The 18,432-nt window shown below is 62.7% G+C and carries 13 protein-coding genes, 1 pseudogene and 1 riboswitch; of the genes and pseudogenes, 9 read left to right on the top strand and 5 right to left on the bottom strand.

Annotated elements, in window-relative coordinates; translation table 11 throughout:
• Positions 1-2: 2 nt before the first annotated feature.
• Both dnaE and LGH82_RS01755 read right to left on the bottom strand, forming a co-directional pair.
• Positions 3-3,530, bottom strand: a complete 3,528-nt coding sequence (gene dnaE / locus LGH82_RS01760; protein WP_227347037.1) for a DNA polymerase III subunit alpha — start codon at positions 3,528-3,530, stop codon at positions 3-5.
• A 140-nt stretch (positions 3,531-3,670) separates the two neighbouring features.
• Positions 3,671-5,683 (bottom strand): acetyl/propionyl/methylcrotonyl-CoA carboxylase subunit alpha, encoded by a 2,013-nt coding sequence (locus LGH82_RS01755; protein ID WP_227347036.1) that lies wholly within the window; start codon positions 5,681-5,683, stop codon positions 3,671-3,673.
• Between the two features lie 199 nt (positions 5,684-5,882).
• On the opposite strand from LGH82_RS01755, the gene LGH82_RS01750 reads away from it, so the two are divergent.
• The 6 genes and pseudogenes from LGH82_RS01750 (at position 5,883) to LGH82_RS01725 (ending at position 10,778) form a co-directional block, all read left to right on the top strand.
• On the top strand, positions 5,883-7,010 hold the full coding sequence (locus LGH82_RS01750) for an S-(hydroxymethyl)glutathione dehydrogenase/class III alcohol dehydrogenase (RefSeq protein WP_227347035.1): 1,128 nt from the start codon (positions 5,883-5,885) through the stop codon (positions 7,008-7,010).
• Between the two features lie 160 nt (positions 7,011-7,170).
• Positions 7,171-7,738, top strand: a pseudogene (gene gfa, locus LGH82_RS01745) (S-(hydroxymethyl)glutathione synthase).
• 66 nt (positions 7,739-7,804) lie between these two features.
• On the top strand, positions 7,805-8,272 hold the full coding sequence (locus LGH82_RS01740; RefSeq protein WP_227347034.1) for a YaiI/YqxD family protein: 468 nt from the start codon (positions 7,805-7,807) through the stop codon (positions 8,270-8,272).
• Positions 8,273-8,304: 32 nt separating this feature from the next.
• Positions 8,305-8,982, top strand: a complete 678-nt coding sequence (locus tag LGH82_RS01735; protein WP_227347033.1) for a DUF1345 domain-containing protein — start codon at positions 8,305-8,307, stop codon at positions 8,980-8,982.
• Between the two features lie 121 nt (positions 8,983-9,103).
• On the top strand, positions 9,104-9,985 hold the full coding sequence (locus tag LGH82_RS01730) for a cytochrome b/b6 domain-containing protein (protein ID WP_227347032.1): 882 nt from the start codon (positions 9,104-9,106) through the stop codon (positions 9,983-9,985).
• Position 9,986: 1 nt separating this feature from the next.
• Positions 9,987-10,778, top strand: a complete 792-nt coding sequence (locus tag LGH82_RS01725) for a molybdopterin-binding protein (protein ID WP_227347031.1) — start codon at positions 9,987-9,989, stop codon at positions 10,776-10,778.
• 41 nt (positions 10,779-10,819) lie between these two features.
• On the opposite strand, the gene LGH82_RS01720 is transcribed toward LGH82_RS01725, so the two are convergent.
• Positions 10,820-11,821: a hypothetical protein gene (locus tag LGH82_RS01720; RefSeq protein WP_227347030.1), complete on the bottom strand. Its 1,002-nt coding sequence runs from the start codon at positions 11,819-11,821 to the stop codon at positions 10,820-10,822.
• 181 nt (positions 11,822-12,002) lie between these two features.
• Positions 12,003-12,090, top strand: a riboswitch (glycine riboswitch).
• A 149-nt stretch (positions 12,091-12,239) separates the two neighbouring features.
• Here LGH82_RS01720 and gcvT point away from each other — a divergent pair.
• The 3 genes from gcvT to gcvP are packed head-to-tail and all read left to right on the top strand — an operon-like array spanning position 12,240 to position 16,542.
• Positions 12,240-13,340 carry a glycine cleavage system aminomethyltransferase GcvT gene (gene gcvT, locus LGH82_RS01715; protein ID WP_227347029.1) on the top strand — a complete coding sequence of 367 codons (1,101 nt, stop codon included), beginning with the start codon at positions 12,240-12,242 and terminating at the stop codon, positions 13,338-13,340.
• Positions 13,341-13,345: 5 nt separating this feature from the next.
• Entirely contained in the window at positions 13,346-13,714 is a 369-nt protein-coding gene (gene gcvH, locus LGH82_RS01710; RefSeq protein ID WP_227347028.1) for a glycine cleavage system protein GcvH, read from the top strand.
• A 17-nt stretch (positions 13,715-13,731) separates the two neighbouring features.
• Entirely contained in the window at positions 13,732-16,542 is a 2,811-nt protein-coding gene (gcvP, locus tag LGH82_RS01705) for an aminomethyl-transferring glycine dehydrogenase (protein ID WP_227347027.1), read from the top strand.
• Between the two features lie 12 nt (positions 16,543-16,554).
• Here the strand turns inward: gcvP and LGH82_RS01700 are convergent, their stop codons facing one another.
• A complete protein-coding gene (locus LGH82_RS01700; protein ID WP_227347026.1) occupies positions 16,555-17,733 on the bottom strand; it encodes a GGDEF domain-containing protein in 1,179 nt (392 codons plus the stop codon).
• Positions 17,734-17,895: 162 nt separating this feature from the next.
• Entirely contained in the window at positions 17,896-18,366 is a 471-nt protein-coding gene (locus tag LGH82_RS01695) for a tetratricopeptide repeat protein (protein ID WP_227347025.1), read from the bottom strand.
• Positions 18,367-18,432 lie beyond the last annotated feature (66 nt).

Raw genomic sequence — 18,432 nt, 5'->3', positions numbered from 1 at the left:
GGCTAGACGAGTTCAACCTCGACCACGCCCGGCACCGCGCGCATGGCCGACGCGATCTGCGGCGAGATACGGTAGCGATTGGGCAATTCGATCTCCACCTCGCCCGCGCCCTCTTCCTTGATCAGCACAAAACTGACCTGCCCCTCGCCCTTGACGGTCAACTGGTTCGCCAGCGTGTTGATCGGTGTGGCGTTGCGCACGAAGATACGCAGCGCCTTCTGGATGCGGCTTGCCTCATCCTCCAGCGATTGTACCGAGTTGATGCGCAGATTGACGCCTTCCGGCCTGTCCTCGGCCGCAACGGTGATGACGACGGAGCGGCCAGCCTCCAGAAGGTCGCGATACTGCGCCAGCCCTTCCGAAAACAGCACAGCCTCGTACTGGCCGGATGTATCGGAAAAGGCGATGACGCCCATCTTGTTGCCGGTACGCGTCTTGCGTTCCTGCTTGGAGGTTACCGTGCCGGCCAGACGGCCGGCGGCGGCACCGCGCTTGACGGCCGCCGAGAACTCGCCCCAGTTCTGCACCCGCATCTTCTGCAAGACAGCCTTGTACTCGTCGAGCGGATGGGCGGAGAGATAGAAGCCAACCACCTGGAATTCGCGGTGCAGCCGGTCGGCGGCGAGCCACGGCTCGGTCGTCGGCAGATTGAGCGCTTGTGACTGCGCACCGAGCGACGCGCCGAAAATGTCGTGCTGGCCGGAGACGGCGTTCTGCTGCGCCAGCGACGCCAGCCCCATCATGCGTTCGACACCCGCCATCATCGACGCGCGGTCATGGCCGAAGCAATCGAGCGCGCCGGCCGTGATCAGGCTTTCGAAGACGCGCTTGCCGACAATCTTGGGATCCACGCGCTCGCAGAAGTCGGCGAGGTTCTTGAACGGCTTTTCGCCGCGCATGACAACGATGTGCTCGACCGCCGCGTCGCCGACGCCCTTGAGCGCGGCCAGCGAATAATAGATGCGGTTCTCACCCACTTCGAAGGGGCGAAAGCTGGTCATCACCGATGGCGCCAGAACCTCGATGCCAAGGCGCAGCGCATCCTGACGAAAATCCGCGAGCTTGTCGGTGTTGCCCATGTCGAGCGTCATCGACGCCGCCAGGAACTCGACCGGATAATGCGCCTTCAGATAGGCGGTCTGATAGGAGACGACCGCATAGGCGGCGGCGTGCGACTTGTTGAACCCATAGTCGGCGAACTTTGCCAGCAGATCGAAAATGAAGTCGGCTTGCGGCTTGCCGACACCGCGCTCGACCGCGCCCGAGACAAAACGCTCGCGCTGCTTGTCCATCTCGGCGCGGATCTTCTTGCCCATGGCCCGGCGCAGAAGGTCGGCTTCGCCGAGCGAATAGCCGGACAGCTCCTGCGCGATCTGCATCACCTGTTCCTGGTAGACGATGACGCCCTGCGTCTCCTTCACCAGATGGTCGATCTTGGGATGGATCGACGCCATCTCCTCCTCGCCATGCTTTCTGGCGTTGTAGGTCGGGATGTTCTCCATCGGGCCCGGCCGATAGAGGGCAACCAGCGCGATGATGTCCTCGATGCAGTCGGGCCGCATGCCGATCAGCGCCTTGCGCATGCCGGCACTTTCCACCTGGAACACGCCGACCACTTCGCCGCGCGACAGCATGGCGTAGGTTTCGGCGTCGTCGAGCGGGATATTTGCCAGGTCGATCTCGATGCCGCGTCGGCGGATGAGCTTCACCGCAGTCTCCAGCACGGTCAGCGTCTTCAGGCCGAGAAAGTCGAACTTCACCAGCCCGGCCTGCTCGACATATTTCATGTTGAACTGGGTGACCGGCATGTCCGAGCGCGGATCGCGATACATCGGCACCAGTTCGGACAGCGGCCGATCGCCGATGACGATGCCGGCGGCGTGCGTCGAAGCGTGGCGGTAGAGCCCTTCCAGCTTCTGCGCCATGTCGAGCAGCGTCTGGACGATCGGCTCGCGTTCGGCCTCTTCGGCAAAGCGCGGCTCGTTGGCGATCGCCTCGGCGAGCTTCACCGGATTGGCCGGGTTCTGCGGCACCATCTTGGAAAGCTTGTCGACCTGGCCATAGGGCATCTGCAACACGCGGCCGACGTCGCGCAGCACGGCGCGGGCCTGCAGCGTACCGAAGGTGATGATCTGGCCGACCTGGTCACGGCCGTATTTCTTCTGGACGTAGCGGATGACTTCTTCGCGGCGATCCTGGCAGAAATCGATGTCGAAGTCGGGCATCGATACGCGGTCGGGATTGAGGAAGCGCTCGAACAGCAGCGAGAAGCGCAGCGGGTCGATATCGGTGATGGTCGTCGAATAGGCCACCAGCGAACCGGCGCCCGAACCGCGGCCCGGCCCGACCGGTATGCCCTGCGCCTTCGCCCATTTGATGAAGTCGGCAACGATCAGGAAGTAGCCCGGAAACTTCATCTTGGTGATGATGCCGAGCTCGAAATTCAGCCGCTCGCGATATTGCTCGACCGTATAGCCGGGCGTCGGACCGTGCGCGGCCAGCCGCGCGTCCAACCCTTCATGCGCCTGGCGGGCGAGCTCGTCGGCTTCCGCATGCACGGCGGCTTCGTTATCGGCGACATCACCGCCGGTGAAGCGCGGCAGGATCGGATTGCGGTTCTTGGGATAGTAGGAACAGCGCATCGCGATCTCGACCGTATTGTCGATCGCTTCCGGCAGGTCGGCGAACAGCCGCGCCATATCGGCCTGGCCGCGCAGGAAATTGTCGGGCGTCAGGCGGCGGCGATTGTCCGCGGCTACGACCGATCCCTCAGCGATGGCGATGAGCGCGTCATGCGCGTCATAGTCGTCGCGCGCCGAGAAGAACGCCTCATTGGTGGCGACCAGCGGCAATTCATGGGCATAGGCAAGATCGATCGACGATTGCTCGATCGTCCGGTCATAGCCGGAAACCCGATCCAGTTCGACATAGAGCCTGTCGCCGAACATGGCCTTGAGGGTCAAAAGCCGCGCCTCGGCGAGGTCGCGACGATCTTCCTTCAAGGCGATACCGATCGGGCCACGCGGCCCGCCGCTGAGGCAGATCAGCCCATCGCAATGGCCTTGCATCATTTCGGTGGTCAGGTGCACCGCTTCGCCGGGAGGCGTTTCGAGATAGACACGGCTGACCAGCTTGACCAGATGGCTATAGCCCGCCTCGGTCGCGGCGATCAGGACGACCGGCCGCATATCGGGACCTTGCCGGCGGCGGTCGCGCTGTCCGTCACTGTTCTCGCCGGAAAAGGCGAGCGCGGTCTGGCAGCCGATGATCGGCTGGATCCCATCCTTGACCGCCTTCTGTGCGAACTCCAGCGCCCCGAACAGATTGTTGGTGTCGGTGACCGCGATAGCCGGAGCTTCGTCCTTGACGGCGTGGCCGACGATCTTGCCGATCTGGAGCGCGCCTTCGAGCAGCGAATAGGCCGAATGCACGCGCAGATGGATGAACGGCCGCGCCGGCGCCTCCGGGCGCGCGGCCTGGATCGCGGCTTCGCGCTTCAGGGGATCGCGTGGAAGTCTGTCGTCCGCCATGTTTTTTCCGCGCCGTTCAAAAGGACTCAAGTCCTGAAGATGTATTGTCCGGGACGGCCGGATGCGAGTCCAGCGATTGCCTGTTCACAGATAGGTCGCGGCCAAACAAAACCGACGCTGGCAATGCAAGGCCACGAGCCTCACGCGAACTCCATGATCACCGCGTCGACGGCCAGGCTGTCACCCGGCTTGGCATTGAGTTTCGATACGGTGAGGTCGCGTTCGGCGCGCAGCACGTTTTCCATCTTCATCGCCTCGACCACCGCCAGCGTTTCGCCAGCCTTGACCTCCTGCCCCTCGACAACGGCGATCGACACGACGAGACCGGGCATCGGGCATAGAAGCATCTTCGACGTATCCGGCGGCAGCTTTTCGGGCATCAGCCTTTCAAGCTCGGCGATACGGGGCAGCATCACACGAGTGGTCACCGACATACCCTTCCAGGCGATGCGAAGGCCGTTCGAAACCGGTCTGATCTGCGCCGTGACGGAACGATTCCCGACTTTGCCCTGCCAGATCAGGTCGCCAGGCCGCCAGTCGGATGAAACTGTCAGCGCCTTGCCGCCTTCGATCGACAGGTCGACTTCCATGGGAATGGATATCATGCCTTCGAGGATCGATGCCGAGAGGTAATCCTCGCCAATCTTCACCACCCAATCGCGTTTCAAGGCGCCCGAATGCGGAGCCAGCCGACCGCCCAACCGGTCGAGCCGGTCGCGGCGCAGCAATTCGACCGCGGTGGCGATCGACGCCAGCACGGCTTTCTCATCGCCGTTCGGCACGATCGGTGCAAAACCGTCGGGATATTCCTCGGCGATGAAGGCGGTTGAAATCCGCCCTTCCCGCCAGCGCGGATGCTGCATCAGTGCCGCCAGGAACGGGATGTTGTGCTCGATGCCATCGACAACGAAGCTGTCGAGCGCTTCCGACATGGCGTCGATCGCCTCGATACGCGTCGGCGCCCAGGTGCACAGCTTGGCGATCATCGGATCATAGAACATCGAGATCTCCGAACCCTCGGTGACACCGGTGTCGTTGCGGATGACGATGTCCCCGAATTGTCCTTCCTCCGGCGGCCGGTAGCGCGTCAGCCGGCCGATCGAGGGCAGGAAGTTGCGATAAGGGTCTTCGGCGTAGAGCCGGCTTTCGACCGCCCAGCCGTTCAGTTTCACATCGCTCTGCTTGATGGCGAGTCTCTCACCGGCCGCAACGCGGATCATCTGCTCGACCAGATCGATGCCGGTGATGAGTTCCGTCACCGGGTGCTCGACCTGCAATCGTGTATTCATTTCAAGGAAATAGAAGTTCTTGTCCTTGTCGACGATGAACTCGACCGTGCCCGCGCTCTGGTAATCGACGGCCCTGGCCAGCGCCACCGACTGCTCGCCCATGGCCTTGCGCGTCTCGGCGTCGAGGAAAGGCGACGGCGCCTCTTCGGCGACCTTCTGGTTGCGGCGCTGGATCGAGCACTCGCGCTCGCCGAGATAGAGTGCGTTGCCATGCGCGTCGGCTAGAACCTGGATTTCGATGTGGCGCGGATCGACGACGAACTTCTCGATGAAGACGCGGTCGTCGCCGAACGAGCTCTTGGCTTCCGAACGTGCCCGGTCGAATCCATCGCGCACTTCCAACTGGCTCCAGGCGATGCGCATGCCCTTGCCGCCGCCGCCGGCTGAAGCCTTGATCATGACGGGATAGCCGATCTCGCCGGCGATCTTTTCGGCATGGTCGGCATTTTCGATGACGCCGAGCCAGCCGGGCACGGTCGAAACCTTGGCGGCGTTGGCGAATTTCTTCGATTCGATCTTGTCGCCCATCGCCTTGATCGCTCTGAGCTTCGGGCCGATGAAGACAATGCCCTCGGCCTCAAGCGCCTCACAGAAGGCAGCGCGCTCGGAGAGAAAGCCGTAGCCAGGATGAACCGCCTGCGCGCCGGTCGCCTTGCAGGCGGCGATGATCTTTTCGGGTACCAGATAGCTCTGCGCCGCTGGCGATGGCCCGATATGCACGGCTTCGTCCGCCATCTCGACATGCACGGCATCGCGATCCGCATCGGAATAAACGGCGACCGTGGCGATGCCCATCTTGCGGGCTGTCTTGATGACGCGGCAGGCAATCTCGCCACGATTGGCGATCAGAATCTTGGTAAACATGCGGATGTCATCCCTCGGGTCGGCCGTTCCTTTTATGACCTGTGCCGGCGCGGTCAAGCCGGCCAGGTGAATCGCGATCTTTCAATCGATTTGGGATTAAAATTCTTCGTCTTGGCCCAAGCCTGGAACCAGCTAGCGGTTGATCGCCAGGGCAAAACCTGAAAGCTTGCGCGAAAATCGCCTTTGGAGGAATTGCCTTATGAAAACCCGCGCCGCAGTCGCTGTCGCCGCCGGAAAGCCGCTTGAGATCATGGAGGTCGACCTCGAGGGTCCGCGCGAAGGCGAGGTGCTGGTCGAGATCAAGGCGACGGGCATCTGCCACACCGATGAATTCACACTGTCGGGCGCCGATCCCGAAGGCCTGTTTCCAGCCATTCTCGGCCATGAAGGTGCCGGCGTCGTCGTCGATGTCGGCAAGGGCGTCACCTCGCTCAAGAAGGGCGACCATGTCATTCCGCTCTACACGCCCGAATGCCGCTCGTGCCCGTCCTGCCTGTCGCGCAAGACCAACCTGTGCACGGCCATCCGCGCCACGCAGGGCCAGGGCCTGATGCCCGATGGCTCGTCGCGCTTCTCGATCGGCAAGGACAAGATCTTCCACTACATGGGCTGCTCGACCTTCTCCAACTTTACCGTGCTGCCGGAGATCGCGCTGGCCAAGGTCAATCCCGACGCGCCCTTCGACAAGATCTGCTACATCGGCTGCGGCGTCACCACCGGCATCGGCGCCGTCATCAACACCGCCAAGGTCGAGATCGGCGCGACGGCCGTGGTCTTCGGCCTCGGTGGCATCGGCCTCAACGTCATCCAGGGCCTGCGCCTTGCCGGCGCCGACATGATCATCGGCGTTGACCTCAACAACGACAAGAAGGCCTGGGGCGAGAAGTTCGGCATGACGCATTTCGTCAATCCCAAGGAGATCGACGGCGATGTCGTGCCCTATCTCGTCAACATGACCAAACGCGGCGCCGACCAGATCGGCGGCGCCGACTACACGTTCGACTGCACCGGCAACACCAAGGTCATGCGCCAGGCGCTGGAAGCCTCGCATCGCGGCTGGGGCAAGTCGGTGGTCATCGGCGTTGCCGGTGCTGGCCAGGAGATTTCGACGCGGCCGTTCCAGCTGGTCACCGGGCGCACCTGGATGGGTACCGCCTTTGGCGGCGCGCGCGGCCGCACCGATGTGCCGAAAATCGTCGACTGGTACATGGACGGCAAGATCGAGATCGACCCGATGATCACCCACACGCTGAAGCTCGAGGACATCAATAGGGGTTTTGACCTCATGCATGAGGGCAAATCGATCAGGAGCGTCGTGGTTTACTAGGACGCGCCCGTAAGGAGCGGATGCAAGTCGGCGTCCGGTCGCGTTCCATCGAATCTGCGTATGACCAGCCAAAACTTGGCCGATCATACGCTGGAAGAGCGACACGCCGCGGACCAATCGGCCCGCGACCTCTGTGGTTCACAACATGGGAGGAGAAGACATGGCGGAAAAACTGCATCCGAAAATCGACAATGGACTGCCCAAGGAAAGCGCGAGCTTCGCCGGCGGCACGCTGGTCTGTGCCTGCACGAGCAAGCCGGTGAAGGTGAAGGTCAAGGGCCAGATCGCCCACAACCGCTTGCGGCTGCACAAAATGCTGGAAGCCCGAAGGCGCGGTGTTCTCGGTCGTGGCCGTAGCGGGCACGGGCGACGTCACCGTCACCGAGAATGGCGACAAGCTCAAGGTGGTCGACGCCTCAGCGCTGATCCAGCGCCATGCCTGCACCGGTTGCGGCGTCCACATGCACGGACCGGTCGAGCGCGATCATCCGTTCAAGGGCCTGACCTTCATCCACCCCGAGCGCTTCGTCGAGGACGGCTGGTCGCCTCCGGGCTTCACCGCCTTCGTCTCGTCGATCATCGAATCCGGCGTCGATCCGAAGCGGATGGACGGCATTCGCGGCCAGCTGAAGAAAATCGGGCTCGAACCCTATGATTGCCTCAATCCCGGCCTGATGGACTACATCGCCACCTGGACGGCGAAGAAGTCCGGCGCCTTGCCGGCCTAACGACCGATCAGATGGTATCCATGGGGCCGGATGAGATCACCGGCCCCATCTTTGTTGGAACGAACGATGCCCGCACCCGCCATCTACGTCGACGCTGACGCCTGCCCGGTGAAAGCCGAGGTCGAAAAAGTGGCCGAGCGCCATGGCGTCGTCGTCACCTATGTCTCCAATGGCGGCCTGCGCCCTTCCCGCGATCCGAGGATCCGCAACGTCGTCGTCTCCAAGGGAGCCGACGCGGCCGACGACTGGATCGTCGAAAATGCACGGGCCAATGACATCGTGGTGACCGCCGACATCCCGCTTGCTGCCCGTACCGTGGCGCTCGGCGCGCATGTGCTTGGTCCGACAGGACGCCCCTTTACGCCGGAAACGATCGGCATGGCGGTGGCGATGCGCGATCTCAAGCAGCATCTGCGCGAGACCGGCGAGAGCAAGGGCTACAATGCCAGCTTCGCACCACAGGACCGCTCGCGATTTCTGGGGGAACTCGACCGCATCTTGCGACGCGCCCTGAAATCCGCAACGCCGCAATAGAAACCGAGGCGCCATTCAGGGTTGGAACCGCCATGGCTGCAGAAACCCCGATGAAGACACCCATGCAGCGCCATATGCTGTTCGCGGTGTCCGCCTGCCTGGGCGTTGTGGCGCTTGTCATTGCGTTGCTGCTTCACGCCCCGCTCGTCTATTCGATCGGCGCCAACGCATTCTTTGCCGCTTACGTCATTCTGGTCGTTGCCCAGATGCCCAGGTTCACCGGCGCCTACCTCAGCAAGAATGCCCGCGCCGCCGATCAGCCTGTGCTGGTGATCTTCGCCGTGACGCTTGTTGTCGTCGGCGTTGCCGTCGTCTCATTGTTCCTGCTGATCAATCAAAAGGACAGAGGCCACCCCGTCGAACTGACTTTCGCGCTGCTGTCGATCCCGCTCGGCTGGTTCACCATCCATGCCATGGCAGCGCTCCATTATGCTCATGTCTACTGGATGGACGGCGATACCACTGACACCAAGACCAAGAAGAAAGTCCCCGTTGGCGGCCTGCTTTTCCCGGGCGACAAACGCCCGGAAGGCTGGGATTTCCTGTACTTCTCGGCGGTTATAGGCATGACGGCGCAGACCGCCGACACCAACATTTCGACGACACATATGCGCTGTGTCGTGCTTGTCCATTCCATCCTGTCGTTCTTCTTCAACACCGTCATCGTCGCCGCCGCCGTGAACCTGGCGGTCAGTCTTGGTGGACCGTAGGAGAATTCGGAGTCTAATATTTCCGTGATAGGATGAAACATCGGTTTGGGTTGCGACGTATCAGGAAGAGAATGATGAAATAGAAGTCGCGCTGGATCGCGTGGCTTGGAGGCAGGAAACCATGGAATCAGCTATCCGGAGCAAACCCACGGACGCAGTGGAAACGGCAGCAGTGCCGGCCACGACGCTGATCTATCGGCAGTCGCGCTGGACGCGGCTGACGCATTGGCTCTGGGCTATCTCGCTGTTCTTCATGCTGCTCTCGGGCCTGCAGATTTTCAACGCCCGCCCGCAGCTCTATATCGGCAAGCAGTCCGGCTTCGAATTCAACAACACGGTCTTCGCCATTGGCGCGGAGAACACAGCCAACGGCTCGCGCGGCTATACCGAGATCCTCGGGCATCGCTTCGACACGACCGGCGTGCTCGGCTGGTCCGGCCCCGCGGGCCAGGAGACGGCGCGCGGTTTCCCGTCATGGGCGACGATCCCATCCTACTATGATCTCGGCACGGCCCGCGTCGTGCATTTCTTCTTCGCATGGATATTGGTGACGACGCTGATCGTCTGGCTGGTCGCCAGCCTGATCAACGGCCACCTGCGCCGCGATCTCGCCCCGCGCATCGATGATATCAAGCGGCTGCCGCAAGACATCATCGACCACGCGAAGCTCAAATTCCACCACACCGGCGAATACAACACGCTGCAGAAGATGGCCTATGGCGGCGTGCTGTTCGTGCTCTTGCCGCTGATGATCATCACCGGATTGGCGATGTCGCCGAGCATGAATTCGGTGCTGCCGTTCCTGAACGACCTGCTTGGCGGCCGCCAGACGGCGCGCACCATCCACTTCAGCGTGATGGTGCTGCTCGTGCTCTTCTTCGTCGTCCATATCCTGATGATCATTGCCGCCGGTCCGATCAACGAACTCCGCTCCATCATCACCGGCTGGTATCGCACCGACCCGCCCGCTCATGTCGACGAAGCGTCCAAGAGGAGTGCCTGACATGGCGAAGTTCGAGATCAGCCGCAGGAAATTCCTCACCGGGGCCAGCCTCGGCGTGTCTGGCATCATGCTGTCGGGCTGCGATGCCTTCGACAGCCAGCTCGGCATAGGCGATGGCCTGCGCAGTTTTCTAGAGAATGCCAACGGCCTGACATGGCGCGCGCAACGTCTGCTTGCCGGCCGCGATTCGCTGGCGCCGGAATTCACGGAAGCCGATATCCGCCAGCCGCAGCGGCCGAATGGCGTGACCTCGCCAGACGATGACGATTACAAGGCCCTGCTCGCCAACAACTTCGCCGACTGGAAGCTGGAGGTTACCGGCCTTGTCGAAAAGCCGCTGTCGCTGACCCGCGAACAGCTGATGAACATGCCGAGCCGCACGCAGATCACCCGCCACGACTGCGTCGAAGGCTGGAGCTGCATCGCCAAATGGACGGGAACGCCGCTGTCGCTGGTGCTGGACCAGGCGGTGGTCAAGCCGCAGGCACGCTACGTGATGTTCCATTGCCTCGACACGATCGACCGCAGCCTTGCCGGCGACGTCAAATATTACGGCACGATCGACCTGATCGATGCCCGACACCCGCAAACGATCCTGGCCTATGGCCTGAACGGCAAGCCGCTGCCGGTCGAGAACGGCGCGCCGCTGCGCGTCCGCGTCGAACGCCAGCTCGGCTACAAGATGCCAAAGTATCTTTCCAAGATCGAACTCGTCGACAGCTTCGCCGACGTCGGCGAAGGACGCGGCGGTTATTGGGAAGACAATGGCTACGACTGGTATGGCGGCATCTGATGTCGCAAGCCATACCTTCGCACTGACCCTGCCCTTCCGGCTCAGGCAACCTTGTCGAGCAGCGGCTTCAGCACTGGATGGATTTCCGGCGAGGCGTGCTTGATCAGCGTGAGCAAGGCGCGTTCGTTGTCGCGCAACGGACGATCGCTGCCGATACGCTCCGCCAGCCATTTCGCTTCGCTGGCGTCGATCGTTTCGGCGCGGCGCGCCAGCGCCTCAGCCGCTCGGTTCTTCGATTCCCAATCGGCCTCGATATCGCCCGGCGAGTTGTACGCTTCCATGATTCCGGCAAGCCCGCCCGACACCATGCGGCTGAAGAAGCCGCCAATCTCCGGCTCGCTCTTCTCGAAAAACTGATCGTGGCGCAGTGCCACCTCACGCGTCGGCGGCTCGTAGCCGGCCGAGCACATGACGAAATTGGCGATAGCCTTGACGAACAGGTCGTTCCAGGAAGGATCGTTGTTGGCTGCGGCCGTCTGCTCGTTGATCCTGAACAGGATCTCGGATTCGGCCCTGGTGACGGCGATGTTCCCGTCACCACCATAGGCATAGAGAATGCGGCGTAGGAGATCGACCTCGGCCCTGGCGACCACCCCGGGCACCAGGCTTCCGCCGTGCATCAGCGGCCCCTTGCCGTCGATCACCGCATGGGCGACTTGCTGCAATGCATAGGCCGAAAGTTGGCCAGGTGATGATCTCGCCTCCTCCAGAACATGCACCAACAGTTCAAGTTCGGTGCGGCTGTCGACCATGCCATCGCGCGAGATGGTGCGAACCAACCAGTCGGCGTTCTCCTGCGAGATATAGCCTTCAGGCTTTTCCTGATGGACGATGTAGTCCGTTACCGCCTCGACGAAAAACGGCGCCCATTCGAGGCACTTGTCGCGCGCCGTCTGGTCGAGTGCGAACAGCGCCTCGGCTTCGCCGCGCGTCACCACGCCGTCGGCGAACACTTCGCGACGCAGCATGAGCACATCCTCGGCAGCAATGCGATTTTTGGAAGTCAGTCCCGCCACCGGCGCGGTCATGATCAATTCGCCCATTTTTCGTCCCCGTTCGCCGCCACGGTGGATTCCCGTGATTCCCACCAGCATATCAGCAGTGTCTTGAAAAACCGGCAAACGGCGTGGTTAGCGAAGACTTGTCGGGAATGCGTCGTGGACAGGTGACAACCTGTCGTTCAGGGGCTATGGATGGCGCGTCGAGGGCTCATGCTTTGAGTCCTACCTGTTTGCGGGAGAGAGCAGCGAAAGCTGTCGCCGAAGGGGAAATCGCCCGAAATCTCTCAGGCAAAAAGAACCGTAGACGGGAAAGACACTCTGGAAAGTCGGGGCTTGCCCCCGCGCCGAAGGTGTAAGCGCCGCTGACAGAGTTCCGGCTGCGCGAGTCTCTCAGGCTTCAGACAGAGGGGCACGGACTGGTCGCCATTCGCGGCCGCTTGCGTGCGACTCTGGAGATGACATGACGGGCGACAACACAAGACACCTTCCCCTCGAAGATATGCATTTTGCCGCCGGTGCGCGCTTTGGCGCTTTTGCCGGCTGGTCCATGCCGCTGACCTATCCGGCCGGCGTCATGAAGGAACATCTTCACACACGCGAACAGGCCGGCATGTTCGACATCTCGCACATGAAGCTGTTCGAGCTCAGCGGGCCCGGCGCAGCAGCGCTGCTCAATCGCGCTTGTCCTGTGGACGCCGGCGCGCTCGAGATCTCGCAGTCCAAGCTGACATTCTTCCTCAATGAGGCAGGCGGCATCCTCGACGACTTGATCGTCACCAGGCTCGGCGCCGAGCGTTTCATGGTGGTCGCCAACGCCGGCAACGCCGTGGCCGACGAAAAGCATCTGCGTGCGCTGGCCGGGGATTTCGATGTGAAGGTGGATGCGCTCGACCGCGTCTTCCTGGCCATCCAGGGCCCTGAGGCTTGGGCTGTACTGTCTCGTGCCGGCATCGAGACCGGTTCGCTGCTGTTCATGCACGGCATCGAGCCACGGAAAAACTGGTTCATGAGCCGCTCCGGCTATACCGGCGAAGACGGTTTCGAGATCGGCTTGCCTGACGAGGATGCAAGAAACCTCGTCGCCAAACTGCTCGAGGACGAGCGCGTGCTGTGGATCGGCCTTGCCGCACGCGACAGCCTGCGGCTGGAAGCCGGCCTCTGCCTGCACGGTCAGGACATCACGCCGGAGACCGATCCGGCAAGTGCGGCGCTGATGTGGGCAATCCCGAAGGAGATCCGCGCTGCCGGCGCCTTCATCGGCGCCGATGCGATCCGCGCTGCCGTGGAACGAGGCCCCGCGCAGAAGCGCGTCGGGCTGAAGCCGGAAGGCCGGCAGCCGGTGCGCGCCGGCGTTGCCCTTTTCGATGCCGACGGCAATCCCGCCGGCCATGTCACATCAGGCGGCTTCGGTCCTTCGGCCGGCCATCCGGTCGCCATGGGTTATGTCTCGACACCGCTGGCAAAGCCCGGAACACGGGTTTTCGCCGACGTGCGCGGCACGAAGATTCCCGTCGATATCAGTTCCCTGCCCTTCACACCTCATCGCTACCGCAAAGGATGATCCTCATGGCAAAGACCTATTTCACCACCGATCACGAGTGGCTCCGTGTCGAGGGCGGCGTCGCCACCGTCGGCATCACCGACTACGCCCAGGAACAGCTCGGCGACCTCGTCTTCGTTGAACTGCCCGAGACGGGAAAGAAGCTTTCCAAAGGCGACACGGCTGTCGTGGTCGAATCGGTCAAGGCCGCGTCGGACGTCTACGCGCCGGTCGACGGCGAGATTACCGAGGCCAACGGCTCGCTCTCATCCGACCCGTCGCTGGTCAATTCGGCGGCGACCGGCAATGGCTGGCTGTGGAAGATGAGGCTGGCCGATGAAAGCCAGCTCGAGGGTCTCATGGATGAGGCCGCCTACAAAGCCCATATCGCCTGATAACAGGACTGAAAACGATGAGCGCAGCACTTACCCCTTTCTCCGCCCGCCATATCGGTCCGGGCGTCAACGATGTCAGAGCCATGCTTGCCGTGATCGGCGTTCCGTCCGTCGAGACGCTGATCAGCCAGGCGGTACCGCAGTCGATCCGTCTCGACCTGCCGCTGACCCTGCCCGCGCCGGCCAGCGAGGCCGAAGCGCTGGCTGAATTGTCGGCGACCATGGCGAAGAATACGGTGCTGAAGAGCTTCATCGGCGCCGGCTATCATGGCGTCCACGTGCCGCCGGTCATCCAGCGCAATCTGTTCGAGAATCCGGCCTGGTACACCGCCTATACGCCCTATCAGGCCGAGATCAGCCAGGGCCGTCTCGAAATGCTGTTCAATTTCCAGACGCTAGTCGCCGAACTGACCGGCCTGCCGGTGGCATCCGCCTCGTTGCTCGATGAAGCAACCGCGGTTGCCGAAGCCGTCGGCATCGCGCTGCGCCATCACCGCGACAAGCGGACCAGGATCGCGTTTGCCGGCACGCCGCATCCGCAAACGCTGGACGTTGTGCGTACCCGCGCCGAGCCGCTCGGCGTCGAGATCGACGGCGAAACGATCGACGACAACACCGCCGCCCTGCTCGTCTCCTGGCCGGATACGTTTGGCGTCTATGGCGACCATAAAGCGGCGTTCGAAAAAGCCAAGGCAACGGGCGCGCTTGTCGTGTTCATCGCCGACCCGCTTGGCCTGACGCTGACCGATGCCCCAGCGAAACTCGGCGCCGACATTGCTGTCGGCCCGATGCAGCGCTTCGGCGTGCCAATGGGCTTTGGCGGCCCACACGCCGCCTATTGCGCCGTCTCCGACAAACTGACGCGGCTGATGCCCGGCCGGTTGGTTGGTCAATCGAACGACAGCAAGGGTCGCCCCGGCTATCGTCTCGCCCTGCAGACCCGCGAGCAGCACATCCGCCGCGACAAGGCGACCTCCAACATCTGCACCGCGCAGGCGCTGCTTGCCAACATGGCGACCGCCTATGCTATCTGGCACGGCCCAGCCGGACTGCAGGCGATTGCCGGGCGCATCCACGCGCTGGCAAATCGTCTGGCAAACGGCCTCAAGGCTGCCGGCGTTTCGGTGCTTGGCGCCAGCCGCTTCGACACGGTGACGCTTGAGACAAAGGGCAAGGCCGCACAGATTGCCGCTGCCGCCGAAAAGACCGGCCGGCTTCTGCGCGTGATCGACGCCGATCATGTCAGCGTAGCCTTCGACGAGACATCCACCGACGCCGATCTCGATGCGATCGCGGCATTGTTCGGCGCCAAGGCCGGCATTTCCGCCGATAGCACGGTGCCAGGCAAGCCGCGCGGCAAGGAATTCCTGACCCAACCGGTCTTCCATGAGAACAAGTCGGAAACCGACATGATGCGCTTGCTGCGCCGGCTGGCCGACAAGGACCTGGCGCTCGACCGCACCATGATCCCGCTGGGATCCTGCACGATGAAGCTCAATGCCGCCGCCGAAATGATGCCGGTGAGCTGGCCGAGCGTTGCCAACCTGCATCCCTTCGCGCCGGCCAGCCATTCGGCCGGCTATCGCGTCATGGTCGGCGAACTGGAAGGCTGGTTGTCGGAGATCACCGGCTTCGACGCGGTCAGTCTGCAGCCCAATGCCGGCAGCCAGGGCGAATATGCCGGCCTGCTCGCCATACGCGCCTATCACCGCTCGCGCGGCGAAGGCCATCGCACCGTGTGCCTGATCCCCTCCTCCGCGCACGGCACCAATCCGGCAAGTGCGGCGATGGCAGGCATGAGCGTTGTCGTCGTGCGCTGCCTGGAGGACGGCAATATCGACATGGACGATATGAGAGCCAAGGCCAACGAGCATTCCAAGAATCTCGCGGCGCTGATGTTCACCTATCCCTCGACGCACGGCGTCTACGAAGAAGGCGCCCGCCACCTCTGCGCCCTGATTCATGAGCATGGCGGCCAGGTCTATTTCGACGGCGCCAACCTCAATGCTCTGGTTGCCCTTGCCCGCCCTGCCGATATCGGCGCCGATGTCTGCCATATGAACCTGCACAAGACCTTCTGCATCCCGCATGGCGGCGGCGGCCCCGGCATCGGCCCGATCGGCGTCAAGGCGCATCTGAAACCCTATCTGCCGGGCCATGTCACCGAGGGCTCGGCGCATGCCGTGTCGGCCGCACCGTTCGGCAGTGCTTCCATCCTGCCGATTACCTGGATGTATATCCGCATGATGGGCGCTGCCGGCCTGAAGCAGGCGACGGAGACCGCCATCATCTCGGCCAACTACATGGCGACACGGCTCGCGCCGCACTTCCCGCTGCTCTACAAGGGCCGGCACGATCGTATCGCGCATGAATGCATCCTTGACACGCGCGTGCTCAAGGACAGCGCCGGCATCAGTGTCGACGATATCGCCAAGCGCCTGATCGACTACGGCTTCCACGCGCCGACCATGTCGTTTCCGGTCGCCGGCACACTGATGGTCGAGCCGACGGAATCCGAACCCAAGCGCGAGCTCGACCGCTTCTGCGAGGCGATGATCGCCATTGCGGGTGAAGCGGCGAAAGTCGCCAGGGGCGAGTGGCCTTTGGCCGACAATCCGCTGGTCAACGCACCGCACACCGCCGCCGAGGCGCTGGCCGGCCAATGGACCCACCCGTACTCGCGGCTCGAGGCCGCCTATCCCGCCGGTGACGCCGACACCGCAGCCAAATACTGGCCGCCCGTGTCACGCATCGACAACGTCGCCGGCGACCGCAACCTCGTCTGCTCCTGCCCGCCGCTGTCCGACTATCTGGGGGCCGCTGAATAGTCTTCCGGGCAATCAGGCGGAGCGCAAGGCCGGCTCGACAGGGTCGGCCTTGCCAGAGGTCTTGGCAGCCATGACGCAATTTCGTCCGGCGCGCTTTGCCGCATAGAGCGCCGCATCGGCTTCGGCGAGCACTTCATCGAGAGCGGCGCCGTCCGGACGGCCAAAGCCGATGCCGCCGCTAACGGTGCTGCGCAACGGTCCAAGCGCGGTGGCAACGACCTCGGCGCCGAAGGCGACGCCGATCTTGCTTGCGATGTCGTATGCTCTCTCCTGCGTCATTCGCGACATGACAACGGCAAACTCCTCGCCACCCAATCGAAACGCATCGACGCCGGTCCGGGGGTACTTCTTGATGACCGCGGCAAAGCGGCGAAGAACCTGATCGCCGACCGGATGACCGAAGACATCGTTCGTCCTCTTGAAATGGTCGAGGTCGAACATGGCGACCGACATGAACGGCCCGAAAGCACGCTCGCCATAGAGTGACGTCAAGGCACGCCGGTTCATGAGTCCGGTCAACGGATCGGTCATCGTCTCGGCCTTCAGCTCGATCTGCGCCTGCAAATGATGGAGGGAGAGCGTCAGGGCGCCCAGCCCGGTCATGCAAGCGACCGAGACCACGGAATTCAGCCGTTCGGCCCAATTGTCCGGCGCGGCGCCGAGCACCCACTGCCCCTTCAACAGAAGCGCCGCGCCGCACAGTCCAAAGGACAAGCCGCAGACACCGCTCAGGACTGAAACGACCAGCAGAATCCGGCGATCATGGCCACCGCCATTGACCCAGAACAGCACCCCTATTGCCGCGAGCAGCGCTGTTACCAATGTGTAAGTGACGATGAAACCGATGCCGTCGAAGCCAAGGAATGTCGCGCTGGCGCTGGCCGCCAGCACGACCAAGCTGGGCAAGGCGGCGCTCCTGTAGTCGCGGACGTCCAGATACTGCATGGCAGAGAGGCAGACGACGAGAAAGCCGAGGTTGAGCAGCGCCAGCACCGCCTGACACAGCAAGGGGCTGGGATCCCTGGCGTACAGCCAGAACAGGACGACATGCGCGACAAGCACTAGTATGCCGCATGCCATCGTCAAGACAAAGCGAGCCCGTGGCGCGGTGAACCAGATCGCGAACATGGTGCCACTCAGGCACGCGCCTGAGAGCGCCGCCGCGAGCAGGAGCGAACTGAAATCCAACATGCGCAGGCAGTGGCCTCTTGGGGATCGTTCGCGGCATTCTAGGTAAGCCGGCGTCCGCGCAAACCGCTTTCATCCGGTCTTCCCCGCCAAACTTCGGTCAAGGTTTACAAAGCGTCGACGCCATCTCGCGCAATCACGACGCATGCCGTGAAAGAGGGAAGATCATCCCTTGTTCAGAAGCGCCAGATTGGCGTTGACGACCGTGGGGTCCTTCATCCCGGCCTTGGCTTCCAGCAGGAGCGCCTCCGCCTTCTTGCGGTTGCCGCGCATGAGCTGGGAATAGCCCATATTGTTGACGATCCGCGGCTTGCGCCCGGCAACTTTCAGCAGCTGGTCATAAGCGCGATCGGCGAAGTCAAAGCGGCCAAGTTCATCGTAGGAGGCTGCAAGACCCATCCAGGCTTCGGCATTGTCGGCCTTCAGCTCCACCGCCTTGCGGAAATGCTGTTCGGCGAGACCGTAATTCGCCTCGCGGAATTGCGCCTTGCCCTGCGCCAGATCGGAGGTGCTGACGTCTTTCGCCACTGGGGGAATGGCCATGGTCTTGGTCGTGTCGACGTCGCTGGTCGAACAGCCGGCTACCATCAAGATGGCCGCCATCGCGGCCATTGCCGTGAAAATTCTGTGACGCATGCCCCTGCCCCGATCGCCCGATTTACCAGGTCGTTGTTCAAGGGCACAGTATTGGAGAGCGATTAA

This window comes from Mesorhizobium sp. PAMC28654, from assembly GCF_020616515.1.
Taxonomy (GTDB): Bacteria; Pseudomonadota; Alphaproteobacteria; order Rhizobiales; family Rhizobiaceae; genus Mesorhizobium.
This window is presented reverse-complemented; position numbering and strand designations above follow the sequence as displayed.